This is a genomic window from Bordetella genomosp. 5, assembly GCF_002261475.1.
Lineage (GTDB): Bacteria > Pseudomonadota > Gammaproteobacteria > Burkholderiales > Burkholderiaceae_B > Bordetella.
On the sequence record NZ_NEVN01000005.1, the window covers coordinates 98199 to 112576 of the forward strand.

6 protein-coding genes are annotated in these 14378 nt (G+C 70.4%); all 6 read right to left on the reverse strand.

Annotated features, from left to right (window positions below):
- Positions 1–14 precede the first annotated feature (14 nt).
- From treY to treS, 6 genes are read right to left on the reverse strand one after another with little or no spacing between them, the layout of a single operon-like run.
- The gene (treY, locus tag CEK29_RS10585) at positions 15–2687 is read right to left on the reverse strand and encodes a malto-oligosyltrehalose synthase (RefSeq protein ID WP_094858051.1); all 2673 of its coding nucleotides are present in this window, start codon (positions 2685–2687) and stop codon (positions 15–17) included.
- Positions 2684–4804: a 4-alpha-glucanotransferase gene (gene malQ / locus CEK29_RS10590; RefSeq protein ID WP_094858052.1), complete on the reverse strand. Its 2121-nt coding sequence runs from the start codon at positions 4802–4804 to the stop codon at positions 2684–2686. The genes treY and malQ overlap by 4 nt, the downstream gene beginning before the upstream one ends.
- On the reverse strand, positions 4801–6621 hold the full coding sequence (gene treZ, locus CEK29_RS10595) for a malto-oligosyltrehalose trehalohydrolase (protein WP_094858053.1): 1821 nt from the start codon (positions 6619–6621) through the stop codon (positions 4801–4803). Before treZ ends, malQ begins: the two co-directional genes overlap by 4 nt.
- On the reverse strand, positions 6618–8852 hold the full coding sequence (glgX, locus tag CEK29_RS10600; RefSeq protein WP_094858054.1) for a glycogen debranching protein GlgX: 2235 nt from the start codon (positions 8850–8852) through the stop codon (positions 6618–6620). Before glgX ends, treZ begins: the two co-directional genes overlap by 4 nt.
- A gap of 5 nt (positions 8853–8857) precedes the next feature.
- Positions 8858–11056, reverse strand: coding sequence for a 1,4-alpha-glucan branching protein GlgB (gene glgB / locus CEK29_RS10605; RefSeq protein ID WP_094858055.1), 2199 nt, complete (start codon positions 11054–11056; stop codon positions 8858–8860).
- The gene (gene treS / locus CEK29_RS10610; RefSeq protein WP_094858056.1) at positions 11056–14376 is read right to left on the reverse strand and encodes a maltose alpha-D-glucosyltransferase; all 3321 of its coding nucleotides are present in this window, start codon (positions 14374–14376) and stop codon (positions 11056–11058) included. The genes glgB and treS overlap by 1 nt, the downstream gene beginning before the upstream one ends.
- Positions 14377–14378 lie beyond the last annotated feature (2 nt).

Below are 14378 nucleotides of genomic sequence, written 5' to 3' on the forward strand. Positions count from 1 at the left end.
GCGCGTGTCCGCGCTCAGGCGCCGTGCAGCAGGGCCACGGGCAGCCGGCCCCACAGATCGGCCAGCGTCAGCTGATCCTGGCCATCGTGCGCCGCGATCCGCGCCGCTGCGGCGTCTCCCGACAGCGCATCGGTCCAGCTCAAGCCGGCCAGGTCCGCGGGCAGACCGATACGCGTATCGGCCAGCCACTGCTTCGTTGCGGCGTCGTCGGGCGCGGCCAGGCGCGTGGCGCAGCCCCGCGGCACCACCACCAGCATCCAGCGGCCGCCGTGCGCGCGCAGGAACGCGATGACGTGGTCCGCGCCGGGGCCGGTCGCCGTCAGGGGCGTGTAGTCGCCCTGCGCGTACAGGGCGGGCCAGTCCTGCCGGCTCGCGAGCGCCGCGCGAATCACGCGCTGCTTCACGCTGCCGTCTTCCCAGTCGCCCGCGGCCGGTGCGGTGCCGGCTTGCGCCGGACGCGCCAGCAGCGCCGCGCGTGCGTCGAAATCGACCGGGCGCCGGTTGTCGGGGTCGACCAGGCTGTAGTCCCAGAGGTCGGTGCCCTGGTATAGATCGGGCACGCCCGGCGTGGTCAGGCGCAGCAAGGTCTGCGCCAGGCTATTGATGCGGCCGGCGGGCGTGAGTCGGGCGGACAGCGCCGCGGCGCGTTGCATCAGCGGGGCGAGCGGGGCGCCCGGTGCCAGCGCCTCGAGCAACGCGGTGCACGCGGCCTCGTAGTCGGCGTCCGGATCGGTCCAGCTCGTGCGCTCCTTCGCTTCACGCAGCGACTTCATCCACCATTGCTCCAGCCGCTCGCGCCAGGCCTGCACGCCTTCGGCGTCGTCGGGGCTCAGGCCGTCGGGCCATGCGCCCACGAGCGTCTGCGCGAGCTGGTAGCGGTCGGCGGGATGGACGCGCGTCGCGGCGCCGGCATCGGCGACCCAGTCGTGCGCCCATCGCACCCAGTGCTCAGGGTCTTCGGTGAGTACGGCGAGACGTGCGCGCACGTCTTCGCCGCGCTTGTGATCATGCGTGGCGGTGGCGAGCATCGCCTGCGGATGATGGCTCACGCGCGTGGTACACGCCTCATGGAAGTCGGCCACGGACAGCGCGAAGTGGGTCGGCTCCGAGCCCACTTCATTGCGCGAGAGCAGCGGCGCGTAGCGGTAGAAAAGCGTGTCTTCGAGCGACTTCGCGGCCAGCGGCGGGGTCAGTTGTTCGAAGCGTTGCACGGCCTGGGCGCGCAGGCGCGCCTGCGTCTCGGCCTGCGCGCGCTGCCCGTTGGTGGCCTTGCTGGCGGGGGCGCCGCCCGAGAGCCACTGGTCGATCTGCCTGAGCAAGTCCTGTTGCGCGGGGTCGCCCGCCGACTCGGCCAGCGCCGCCTGCAGGGCCACATCGCAGGCTTGCTGATCCGACGGGCTGCGGCCGTGCTCGCCGGCATAGCTGCGGTAGCGCGGAAAGTGGCGCAACAGCAGATACTGCGCGCGGCCGATCGCGGCCTCGGTCCAGTCGCGCGTGGCGCGATCGCTGCGGGCGATCTCGGCCAGCAGGCGGGTGAGGGTGCGCCGTTCGGCGACGAAATGCCGGCGCAGCATGCGGTCGCGCGCGGCCAGCCACTGTTCCTCTACGGGGCGGTCGTCGTGGGCGAGCTCCTGCCACAGCGCCTCGAACGGTGCCTGCGCGTCGGGCAGGTGGAGGACGGCCGACACCTGATCCATGAAGTCGTATCCGGTCGTGCCCTGCACCTGCCAGCTCGCGGGCAGCGGCTCGCCGGCGGCAAGAATCTTTTCGACGACGATATAGGGCTCGACGCTCAGACCCTGGGCCTGCCGATGGGCGCCGGCATCGCGCAGCGCGGTACGCAGGCGGCGCGCATACGCGCCCGGCTGGGCCAGGCCGTCGATGTGGTCGACGCGCACGCCATCGATGAGGCCGGCGCCGTACAGGCGCAGCACGAGCGCATGCACGGCATCGAAGACCTCTTCCTCCTCGACGCGCACGCCCACGAGTTCACTGATCTCGAAGAAGCGGCGCCAGTTGATCTGGTCGGGCGCGCAACGCCACCACGCCAGGCGGTAATGCTGGGCTTCGAGCAATTCGTGCAGACGGGCGCGGCCGGCCGCATCGTCGGGCGCATGGGCGGCCAGCGTGACGTCGGGCAGGGCGTCCGCCGCGAAGGAGCCCTCTGCCACCGGCAGATGCGTGCCGCCCGCGGCGACGGCGTACCGCGCGGCGCTGGTGTCGAAGACCAGCCGCAGGTCGCCGCTCTCGAGCGCCTGCCCGTAGGGCTGGCCCAGGATGGGCAGCAGGACCTTGCCGCGCAGCGCGGGGTCCTGCGCATGCCAATCGATATCGAACCAGCGTGCGTGAACGCTCGCGGCGCCATTGGCCAGCACATCCCACCACCAGGCATTGCTGGGATGCGCCGCCATGTGGTTGGGCACGATGTCGATGATGAGGCCGAGCCCGTGCGTGCGGGCCGTTTCGGCGAGTCGCCGCAGGGCCGAGATGCCGCCCAGATGTGGACTCACGACGGTGTGATCGACGACGTCGTAGCCGTGCGTCGATCCCTCGCGCGCCTGCGTGATCGGAGAGAGGTACAGGTGGCTCACACCCAGTGCCGCGTAATACGGAACCTGGTCGCGAGCCTGATCGAGGGTGAAGCCTGCATGCAGCTGCAGGCGGGCGGTGGCGCGCGGGGAACTCATTGTGGCTCGCTTTCGGTAGAGGTGGGTCCGGGTCGTGCAGCGCGCAGCAGGGCCGCGCGGCGTTGCACGGCCGCTTGGTCGAAGGGCGCGGCGAGCCGCGCGGGCAGGCGGCGCCGCCAATTGGGGTGGCCGCTGACGGTGCCCGGCAGATTGGGCTGTTCGGTCGCGGCGCAGAGGTCTTCCAGCGTCGCGATCATCAGCGGGGCGGGCGTGGCGGCCACGTGGTCGAGCACGCGCGCCAGCGGGGCGGCGACGGGCGCGGGCCGGCGCGAGGCCGGCGCCAGCGTCTGCCACAGCGCTTCGCGATCCGCCGCGCGGGCTTCGCGCATACTCGCCTCGGTTTCGTCGGGGCCGAGCAGGTTCAGCTGCACGCGCCAGTCGATGTCGCGTTCGCGCCACCAGCCGCGCACGGTGGGAAGATCGTGCGTCGTGGTCAGCGCGAGCTTGCGGTCGGACCATTCGCGCGCGGGCAGGAAGGGCGCCGGGCCGTCCTGGGCGGCGCCCCGTTCGAACCAGAGCACGCTCATGCCGGCCACGCCGGCCGCCTCCAACGCTTCGCCCATACCCTCGGGCACGGTGCCCAGGTCCTCGCCGATGGCCACGGCTTCATGCCGCCATGCCTCGAGCGCCACCAGCCGCAGCATATCGGCCAGCGGATAGCGCAGGTAAACGCCCTCGGCGGGCACGTTGCCCGGCACCAGCCACAGGCGTGCGAGGCCGAGGATGTGATCGATGCGCACGCCGCCCGCCGGCTTGAGGCTGGCGCGCAGCAGGTCGATGAAGGGCTGATAGCCCTGCGCGCGCAGCGCGGTCGGCGAGTAGGCCGACAGGCCCCAGGCCTGGCCGAGCGGGTTGTAGATGTCGGGAGGCGCCCCGATCGAGAGCTGCGCCAGGAAGTCGCCGGGCCGGCTCCAGGTCTGGCTGCCGCGCGGATCCGCGCCCACGGCCAGGTCGGTGATGAGCCCGACGCGCATGCCCGCGCGGCGCGCCGCCAGCTGCGTCTCGCTCAGGCTGGCGGAGGTGAGCCACTGCGCGAAGCAATGAAAATCGACGTCGTCCTCGTGACGCAGCGCATAGGCCGCCACGGCGCTGGAGCGGGCGTCGCGCAACGGCTCCGCCCAGTGCTGCCAGTGCGCCTCGGCCACGCTGCCCACGGCGGTGGTGTGCTCGGCGTGCAGCGACTCGAACACCGCGTGGTCGCGCAAGGCCTGGCCGCCGGCCGTTCGAAAGCCGGCATAGCGCCGCTTGAGAACGGCGGGCGCGCGGGCAAAGTCGCGATGCAGCTGACGCAGCAGCGCGAAGCGCACGCGCGCGGCGCGCGGCCAGTCGATCTCGCTGCGGGCATCGATCTGCGCCGCGAGCGCGCGCTCGGACTCGGGCAGGGCCTGCCACGCGCGTTCCACCATGGCGCTGCCGAGCACGGCCGCGGCATCGGCATAAAGCGGATTGAAAAAGAGCCGGCTCGACGGCGAGTAAGGGCTGTCGTGCGCGGGATGCGCGGCGTAGAGCGCATGGACGGGACTGATGGCGACGGCCTGGGCGCCTTGCGCGGCGGCCGCGACGGCCAGTTCGCGCAGCGCGGCGAAGTCGCCGTGGCCGGCGCGGCTGGAGGGGCGCGCCGGATCGCCGCAACGCAGACCGTAGACCTGTGCGGCCACGCCCCAGGAGCGCGCCGGCAGCGAGGTCGGCGTGGCGGGCGCCACGGCCAGTCGCACGCTGTGCGAGCCAATGACCAACTGATGGTAGCCCGGGCGCTGCGGCGCCACGATGCAGGGCCGGCCCTGCGTGTCCAGCTGCAGCACGCCCTGCGCGACCGAGCCGTTGTCGAGCTGGATCTCGTAGGGGCCGCTAGCCGAACCCGGCAGACCGGCGATCGGGCACGCGGCGCCCGCGTCGGTGACCAGCAGCGCGGGCGGGGCCTCCTGCTGCGCGCGCAGGTCGGCGAGGCTCTCGCGCGCCTGCTCCAGGCTGGCCGCGGGGAAGCCGAGTGCGTCCAGCACGGTGCGCAGGGTGTCCGGGCCCACCTGCTGGCCGCGGCCCTGGGCATCGGTCCAGTGCTGCGCCAGCCCGGCGGCCTCGGCCAGTTCGCTCAGGAGGGGATCGGCGCGATGCGTCATGCGGCCTCGTCGGGAGCGGTCAGGAGCGCGATGGTGCAGGCGGGCGCCAGCACGCCATCGCTCAAGGCGTCGAGCGCGCCATCACGGCTCTCGAAGCGCGTTCCGGTGTCGATGCCGGCGAGCTGTTGACGCAGCCCGGCGGGCAGCACGGCTTCGGCCTCGCCCAGGTTGGCCAGCAACAGCAGCGTGCTGCCGTCACCGAGCCGCCAGCTGGCGTACACGGCGGCGGGGCCCAGCGGCTGAGCATCGACGGCGCGGGCACCCACCAGGCGCGGCGTGACCCACTCGGCACGTCGCTGCAGCAGCAAGGTGTAATAGTCGATCCACGCGGTCGCGCGCACGTCCGGGATGGCTTCGCCGGGCGCCGGCAGCAGTTCGGGCTGGCTCGCGATGAAGGTCGACGCCGCATTGGGATCCGGCAGGGTGGCGCTGTCGTGATCGCGCAGGAAGCTCGCGAACTCGCGTTGACGGCCCTCGCGCACGGCCTGGGCCAGCGCGGGATCGGGATGGCTGGTGAAGTACTGGAACGGCACCTGCGAACCGGTTTCCTCGCCCATGAACAGCAGCGGGATTTGCGGCGCGAGCAGTTGCAGCGCGACCGCCGCGCGCAGTCGTTCCGGGTCGTCGACCAGCGCCTGCAGGCGGTCGCCGAGTGCGCGGTTGCCGGTCTGATCATGATTCTGCAGGAACAGCACGAACGCCGTGGGCGGCAGTGCGCCGCTGGGCTCGCCGCGCGGCACGCCGCCGCGGTGCGCCGACGCCTGGCCCTGGTAGACGAAGCCTTCGCGCAGGCAGCGCGCCAGCAGCGTGGCCGGTTCCTCGTTGTAGTCGCCGTAGTAGCCGGCGGACTCGCCGGTCAACAGGCGATGCAGCACGTGGTGGCCGTCGTCGTTCCATTGCGCGTCGTACGCGTTCTGCAGCAGATGGGCGCGGTTGTCGTCGTTCTCGAGCACCAGATGCAGATGGCGGCCATCGCCGATTTCGGCGCGCAAGGTGGCGGCGAGCTCCACGAGCCATTCGTCGCTGGCGATGGCGTGCACGGCGTCCAGCCGCAGGCCATCGAAGCGATATTCCTTGAGCCAGTGCAGCGCGCTCTCGGCGAAGAACTGCCGCACCGCGGTCTGGCTGAAATCGATGGCGGAGCCCCACGGCGTGGAGGCATCGGCCGTGAAGAACGGACCCGCATACAACGGGAGATAGTTGCCGTCGGGCCCGAAGTGGTTGTAGACCACATCCAGCATCACCGACACGCCCAGGCCATGGGCGGTGTCGATCAGCGCCTTCAGTTCGTCGGGCGTGCCATAGGCCGTGTCCGGCGCGTAGGGCAACACGCCGTCGTAGCCCCAATTGCGCGGGCCGGGGAAGTCGGCGATCGGCATCAGCTCGAGCACGGTGATGCCCAGCGCGGCCAGCGCGGGCAGCCGCGCGGCAAGACCGGCGTAGCCGCCGGCCAGGCCGGGATGGGCTTCGTAGATGACGGACTCGTGCCAGGGGCGGCCACGCCATTCGGTGTGTTGCCAGGCATAGCTGTCGGGCGCGACGACGACGCTGGGGTCGTGCACATCGCCGTCCTGCAGGCGCGACGCGGGATCCGGTACCACCGTGTCGTCGTCGATGCGGTAACGGTAGCGGGCGCCCGGCCCGCAATCGACCACGGTCTCGGCGTAGCCGTCGGCGTCAGGCACCAGCGGAATCGGCGCGCGGCCGTCGATCTCGAGGGCCAGGCCGGGCGGGGCGCTGGGCGCCCACAGGCGGAAGCGGGTGCGTCCGTCGGGGAGCACCCAGGCGCCAAAGGCGGGGAAACGAGCCTGAATCATGGGGACACCTGTGCTTCGGGTTGCGCGGCGGGCTGATCGGCGCCGCCATCGTCCGGGCGCGGTTCGCCCGGCGCGTCGGGCTCGGGCGATCCGGCCTCCTGTTTTTTTGCGGGGGCGGCGTCGCTCGCCGCCGGCACCCGCACGCACAGCACGCGCAGCGCGTGCGCGCCGACCGCAATGGTGGCTTCGCCATGCGGGCCGGGCGCGGCATCTGGCGCGGCGCTGTCCAGGGCGCTTTCCCACGCCAGTTGCGGCTGGGGCAGCGTGACCTCGGCATCGTCGTCACCGGCGTTCATGATGAGCAGCGTCACGTCGACGGAGCCGTCTTCGCAGCGGAAGGCGCGCCGCAGTTGCAGCACGCGGTCTTCGGCGTTCTCCCAGGCCGGCTGGTTCATGTGCTGGCCACCGGCATCGAACCAGGTGACGGCGTTCACGCCGGGATGCAGTTCCTCGTCGGCGTTGCCGAAGCGCGCGGCGCGCAGGCTCGGGTGCTCGCGGCGCAGCGCCGCCACGCGGCCGACGTAGGCCGTCAGCGACCGGCCCTCGGGCGAGGCGGCCTGGTTCCAGTCCAGCCACGAGAGCGGGTTGTCCTGGCAATAGGCGTTGTTGTTGCCGTCCTGGCTGTTGCCGAACTCATCGCCCGCCAGCAGCATGGGCGTGCCGTCGGCCAGCAACACGCTCGACAGCAAGGCACGCTGCACGCGGGCGCGCGTGGCCAGCACGTCGGCGTTGTCGGTCGGGCCTTCTTCGCCCCAGTTGCGGCTGTAGTTCTCGCTGTGACCGTCGCGCCCTTCCTCGCCATTGGCTTCGTTGTGGCGCTCGTTGTAGCTCACGATGTCCGCGGTCGTGAAGCCATCGTGGGCGGCCACGAAGTTCACGCTGGCCCAGGGCCGGCGGTGGCGCCGGTCGAAGACGTCGCGCGAGCCGACAAGCCGTGCCGCGAGATCGCCGCGCTGGCCGGGGTCGCCGCGCCAGTAACGCCGCACGCCATCGCGGAAGCGGTCGTTCCATTCGGCGAAGCGGGGCGGGTGGTTGCCGAGCTGGTAGCCGTCGGGGCCGATGTCCCAGGGTTCGGAAATCAGTTTCACGCCGTTCAGCACGGGATCCTGCAGCACCGCGTCGAAGAAGCCCGAGCCCGGGTCGAAGCCCGTGCCTTCGCGGCCGAGCGTCGAGCCCAGGTCGAAGCGGAACCCGTCGACCTGGTACGACTGCACCCAGTGGCGCAGCGAATCGGTGATCATCTGCAGCACGCGCGGGTGCGACACGTTGACCGTGTTGCCGACGCCCGTGTCGTTGATGTAGTAGCGCTCTTCGCCGGGCATCAGGCGGTAATAGCTGGCGTTGTCCAGACCGCGCCACGACAGGGTCGGGCCGAGTTCGCTGCCTTCGCAGGTGTGGTTGTAGACCACGTCGAGAATGACTTCGATGCCGGCCGCGTGCAGCCGGCGGATCGCCTGGCGCAGTTCGTTCGGGCCCTGCTGCGGCACGTAGGCGGGCTCCGGCGCGAAGAACGCCAGCGTGCTGTAGCCCCAGTAGTTGCGCAGCCCGCGTTCGGTCAGGAAACGTTCCTGCAGGAAGGCGTGGACCGGCAGCAGCTCGATCGCGGTCGCGCCGATGCGATGCAGGTGATCGATGAAGCGGGGATCGCCGAGGGCGGTGGCGGTGCCGCGCATGGGCTGGCGCAGATCGTCGCGCTGCATCGACACGCCGCGCACATGCGCCTCGTACACCACGGTGTCGTTCCAGTTGGTGCGCGGCGGGCGCGTATCGCCCCAGTTGAAGACGCCGTCTTCGGTCACGACGGCCTTGGGCATGGCCGGCGCGCTGTCGCGGCGGTCCATGCTCAGGTCGGCGCGCGCGTGGTTCAGGCGATAGCCGAACAGCGCATCGGACCACTGCAAGGGCGCCGACAACTGGCGCGCGTAAGGGTCGAGCAGCAGCTTGTGCGGGTTGAAGCGGTGACCGTTGCGCGGATCGTAGGGACCATAAGCGCGATAGCCATAAAGCAGGCCGGGCTGGGCGTCGGGCAGGTAGCCGTGCCAGACCTCGTCGGTGCACTCGGGCAGGGTGAAGCGCTTGAGCTCCTTGCGTCCGCGTGCATCGAAAATGCAAAGCTCGATGCGGGTGGCGTTGGCCGAGAAAACCGCGAAATTCACGCCCAGGCCGTCGCTGGTGGCGCCGAGCGGGTAGGGACGGCCTGGCAGCAGGCGGGGCAGACCGAGATAATCCATGGGAGTCATTCCTTGAACGACAGGTAGATCGTGGAGAGGCCGGGGAGGGTGAGGGAAAGCGATTGCGAATGACCATGGGCCGGCGTCTCGGCGGTCTGTGCCGCGCCGCCGTTGCCTTCACCATGGCCGCCATAGACACTGGCGTCGGTGTTCAGGCATTCGGTCCAGCGGCCGGCGCGAGGCACGCCGATGCGATACTCGCGGCGCGTGACCGGCGTGAGGTTGCTCACCGCGAGCACCCAGTCCTGCCCGTCGGTGCGCAGCATGGCGAGCACGCTGTTGTCGGCGTCGTCGCCGATGGCCCACGCGAAGCCCGAGGGCTCGCAGTCGCGCGCCGAGAGCGCGGGCAGGTCGCGGTAGAGACGGTTGAGGTCGCCCACCAGACGCTGCACGCCGCGATGCCGCGCCTGGTCGAGCAGGTGCCACGGCAGCGGTGCATCGTGGTTCCACTCCTCGAACTGCGCCAGCTCGCCGCCCATGAACAGCAGCTTCTTGCCGGGATGGGCCCACATGTAGCCGAAGTACGCGCGCAGATTGGCCAGCCGGGTCTCGTCGTCGCCCGGCATCTTGCGCACGAGCGAGCCCTTGCCGTGAACCACTTCATCGTGCGAGAGCGGCAGGACGAAGTGCTCGGAGTAGGCGTAGACCATGCCGAAGGTCATGTCGTGGTGATGATGCTTGCGATGCACCGGGTCGTGCGCCATGTAGCGCAGCGTGTCGTGCATCCAGCCCATGTTCCACTTGTAATGGAAGCCCAGACCGCCTTGCGCGACCGGTGCCGTCACGCCAGGCCACGCGGTGGACTCCTCGGCCACCGAGATGGCGCCGGGGCAGTGCTCGCGCAGCGTCTCGTTCAGGCTCTGCAGGAAGGCCACGGACTCGAGATTCTCGCGGCCACCGTGCACGTTGGGAATCCACTCTCCGGCCTTGCGGCTGTAATCGCGATACAGCATCGAGGCCACCGCGTCGACGCGCAGGCCGTCGATGTGAAACTGCTGCAGCCAGTGCATGGCGCTGGCGATCATGAAGGCCCGCACTTCGGTGCGGCCCAGGTTGTAGACCAGCGTGTGCCAATCGGGGTGATAGCCTTCGCGCGGATCTTCGTATTCGTACAGCGCCGTGCCGTCGAAGCGGCCCAGGCCATGGGCGTCGTCGGGGAAGTGCGCCGGCACCCAGTCGAGGATCACGCCGATGCCCGCGGCATGGCAGCGGTCGACGAAGCGCGCGAACTCGGCGGGCGTGCCGTAGCGCGCGCTCGGCGCGAACATCGAGAGCGGCTGGTAGCCCCAGGAGCCGCCGAACGGATGCTCCATGATCGGCATGAGCTCGATGTGGGTGAAGCCCAGCGATTGCACGTAGTCGGGCAGCCGGTCCGCGAGGCGGGCCCACACGCTGTCGCCGTCGGTCGTGCCGGGCGCGGGCAACCACGACGTGGGTTGCAGCTCGTAGATCGAAATGGGCGCCTGCGGCGATTGCGCCGCGGCGCGCCGGTCCATCCAGGCCTGGTCCGACCAGGTGTAGGTGGCGGGCTCGGCCACCACCGACGCGGTGGCGGGCGGCAGCTCGGTCTGGCGCGCGCAGGGGTCGGCCTTCATCAGCGTCTGGCCCGCGCGGGTGGTGATGGCGAACTTGTAGCGTTCGCCCGGCCCGATGGCAGGGACGAAAATTTCCCAGACGCCGGCGGCATGGCGCAGCCGCATGGCATGCCGGCGCGTGTCCCAGCCGTTGAAGTCGCCCACGACCGCGACGCGGTCGGCATTGGGCGCCCAGACCGCGAATCGCACGCCGTCGATCTCGTGCACCGTCATCGGCGTGGCGCCGAGCACCTGGCCCGCATGCCACCACGAGCCCTGCGCCAGGCCATGCACGGTGTCGTCGTCGAGCAGCGGCCCGAAGGCATACGTGTCGGCGGTTTCGATCTCGGTCTGCTGGCCGGCGCTGCCCGGCCAGACGATGGCGAGCCGGTACGAGCCGGGCTCGCCCGCGCGCGCGAAATCGACCGGCGCGCTGAACACGCCGGCCGTGGTTTCTTCGAGCGCGACGCGTTCGCCGTCCGGGGAGAGCGCCGTGACCGAGACGGCGCCGGGCAGCAGCGCGCGCACCTCGCCGGCGTGCGGGCCCAGCACCGCATAGGGATCGGCGTGACGGCCCGCGACCAGCGCGGCGAGGTCCGTGTCGGAGACGGGGGTACGGCGGGAAGACATCACTCGGGGTCCTTGTCGAGGGCGGCGTCGATCAGGCAGGCGCGCGCCTGTTCGGCCAGTGCGTGCAGGGGGATGGAGATCCAGTCGGGGCGATGCGCCGCCTCGTAGCAGATCTCGTAGGCGGCCTTTTCCAGCTGGGCGAGCAACAGCAGCGGCTCCGACACGGTCTGGCCGCCCGTCGCGTAACCCGCGAGGAAGGCCTGCGCCGCGCGTGCCCGCACCCGGCCCAGCAGATGGTCACGTTGTTCTTGCGGTTGGCCGGCGGCGGTGGCCGGCGGCGTGTTGGCGTCCAGCGGCACCGCGCCCGCGGCTTCATCGCGCTGCAGCGTGGCGGTGGCGTAATCGAACGAGCGCAGCATGCCGGCCACGTCCTTCATGGGGCTGGCGAGCGCGCGACGCTGCTCCAGACCCTGGATGGGTTCACCCTCGAAGTCGATCAGGTAGGCGTCGGTCTGCGCCACGAGGATCTGGCCCAGGTGCAGGTCGCCGTGCACGCGAGACAGCGTGGTGCCGGTCAGGTGGCCCGTGAGGCGCTCGATCAGCGCGACCAGCCGGTCACGGTGCTCGGCCAGCCAGGCCGCGCACGCGCGGGAGCCGGGCTCGAGTCGGGCCTGCGTGGCCGTGAGCGCCGCCAGCGCCGCGTCGAGTTGTGCCACGACGCGCGCGGCAGCAGCCTCGCCGTCCTCGTCGCTCGCCGTCTGCGGTGCGAACGCTGCGTCGTCGCTGGGCTGCGCCAGCAGCGCGTGCAGCTCGGCCAGACGCTGGCCCATGGTGCCGACCATGACCTCGAAGCCCTCGAGATTGGCTTCGAATTCTTCGACGGACGTGCCGGTCAGCAGGGCGCCGTCCAGATGGCGCTTGACGGTATCGAGCGTCCAGCGCCAGGCGTCGCCTTCGTTCACGACGTATTCATGCATCACGCCCAGCGTGCGGCGCTCGCCCTGAGCGTCGATGCGCACCATTTCGCCCAGCAGGGCCGGCGTGTGGCGATACCCGCCGCGCGTGAGGTAGCGGCTCATCTCGACTTCGGGCGAGGCGCCGGGCGCGACGGTACGCATCAGCTTGAACACGGCGTGCTCGCCGATGACGACGGAAGTATTGGATTGCTCGGCCGACAACCAGCGCAGCTCGATCTCGGCCGCGTCGATCTCCGGCAGGCCGGCCTCGGCCTCGAAGCTGACCTCGCCGTCGGGCGCGCCGTCGGCATCGATGCTGGGCAGGCGGGTCTGTTGCGCGAACTGCGACACCAGCGCACGGACAAACTCGGGCAACAGCATCGCGTCGGTCATCGTGCCGACCTCGGCCACGCGGCGGGCGCGGGCGATCGCGTAGGGCACGGAGGCATCCGCGAAGCACAGCGCGAGTGGCGCCTGCATGCGTGTGGGCGCCGCGCCGGTATCGAGCTCGGTGAGATAGCACTCGAGTTCGCTGGAGGCCACCGGCAGCGCCGTGATGCTGACCACCTGGGCGCGCGACGGCGCGCCGTCCGCGGGGTACCAGCGCTGACGTGCCAGATAGGCGGGCAGCACCTCGCGTTCGAGCAGCGGCTGCGAGGTGTCGGTAAACGCCAGGCCGCCGCGGCGCTTGCCGCGCAGGACCAGCGTGAGTTGATCGGGCATCGCTTCCGGCATGCTGGCGTGCCATCCCGGCGGCGCCACATCGGCGCTCAGGTCGAGCCAGTAGAAGCCGTAGGGCGGCAGGGTCAGCAGGTAGGGCAGTTCGCCGATGCCGGGGAAGGGCGTCTTGCCCAGCATCTCGACCGGCACCCGGCCGTTGTAGTCCTGCAGATGAAGTTCCACCGGTTGCGCCGCGGACGAAAGATTGGCCACGCACAGAATGGTGGTGTCCTGCCAGGTGCGCAGATACGCCAGCACCTTGCGGTTGCCCGGATACAGAAAGCGCAGCGAGCCGCGGCCGAAGGCCTGCGTCTGGCGGCGCTGCGCCAGCAGGCGGCGGGTCCAGTTCAGCAGCGAATGCGGATCACGCTGCTGCGCCTCGACGTTGATGGCTTCGTAGCCGTAGAGCGGGCCCATGATGACCGGCAGCGGCAGGCGCTCCGGATCGGCGCGCGAAAAGCCGCCGTTGCGGTCGGGCGACCATTGCATCGGCGTGCGCACGCCATCGCGGTCGCCGAGATGGACGTTGTCGCCCATGCCGAGCTCGTCGCCGTAGTACAGCACCGGCGTGCCGGGCATCGAGAACAGCAGGCTGTTCATCAGCTCCACCCGGCGGCGGTCACGCTCCAGCAGCGGCGCCAGGCGCCGGCGGATGCCGAGGTTGATGCGGGCACGCGGCTCGGCCGCATACACGCTCCAGAGATAGTCGCGCTCGCGGCTGGTCACCATTTCGAGCGTGAGCTCGTCGTGGTTGCGCAGGAAGATCGCCCACTGGCAGGTCTCGGGGATGTCCGGCGTCTGGCGGATGATGTCGGTGATGGGCAGGCGGTCTTCCTGCGCGATGGCCATGTACATGCGCGGCATCAGCGGGAAGTGGAACGACATATGGCACTCGTCGCCCTTGCCGAAGTATTCCTGCGCGTCTTCGGGCCACTGGTTGGCCTCGGCAAGCAGCATGCGGCCGGGATACTCCGCGTCGATCACGGCACGGATCTGGCGCAGCACATCATGGGTTTCCGGCAGGTTTTCGTTGTTGGTGCCTTCGCGCTCGACCAGATAAGGCACCGCGTCCAGACGCAGACCATCGACGCCCATGTCGAGCCAGTGCCGCATGACGGACAGCACTTCCCGCAGCACCTGCGGGTTGTCGTAGTTCAGGTCGGGCTGATGGGAATAGAAGCGGTGCCAGAAGTAGGCGCCCGCGACCGGGTCCCAGGTCCAGTTCGACTTTTCGGTGTCGACAAAGATGATGCGGGTGCCGGCATACGCCTTGTCGTCATCCGACCAGACATAGAAATTGCGGGCGGCCGAGCCCGGCTTGGCGCGGCGCGCGCGCTGGAACCACGGGTGCTGATCGGAGGTGTGGTTCACCACCAGCTCGGTGATCACACGCAGCCCCCGGGCGTGCGCGGCGCGGATGAGGCGGCGCACGTCGGCGACGTTGCCGTAATCCTGATGCACCCCGCGGTAATCCGCGATGTCGTAACCATCGTCGCGGCGCGGCGACGGGTAGAACGGCAACAGCCACAGCGTGTTCACGCCCAGGTCGGCGATGTAGTCCAGCTTGGACAACAGGCCGGCAAAATCGCCCACGCCGTCATTGTTGGCGTCGAAGAACGACTTCACGTGCAATTGATAGATGATGGCGTCCTTGTACCAGAGACCATCGTCCTGCTGAGCGGTGTTCGCGCCGGGTGTATCCATGT

Coding starts and splice junctions, on each gene's coding strand:
- glgX (WP_094858054.1), bottom strand. CDS start 8,852: ATGGATTATCTCGGTCTGCCCCGCCTGCTGCCAGGCCGTCCCTACCCG.
- treS (WP_094858056.1), bottom strand. CDS start 14,376: ATGGATACACCCGGCGCGAACACCGCTCAGCAGGACGATGGTCTCTGG.
- treY (WP_094858051.1), bottom strand. CDS start 2,687: ATGAGTTCCCCGCGCGCCACCGCCCGCCTGCAGCTGCATGCAGGCTTC.
- glgB (WP_094858055.1), bottom strand. CDS start 11,056: ATGTCTTCCCGCCGTACCCCCGTCTCCGACACGGACCTCGCCGCGCTG.
- treZ (WP_094858053.1), bottom strand. CDS start 6,621: ATGATTCAGGCTCGTTTCCCCGCCTTTGGCGCCTGGGTGCTCCCCGAC.
- malQ (WP_094858052.1), bottom strand. CDS start 4,804: ATGACGCATCGCGCCGATCCCCTCCTGAGCGAACTGGCCGAGGCCGCC.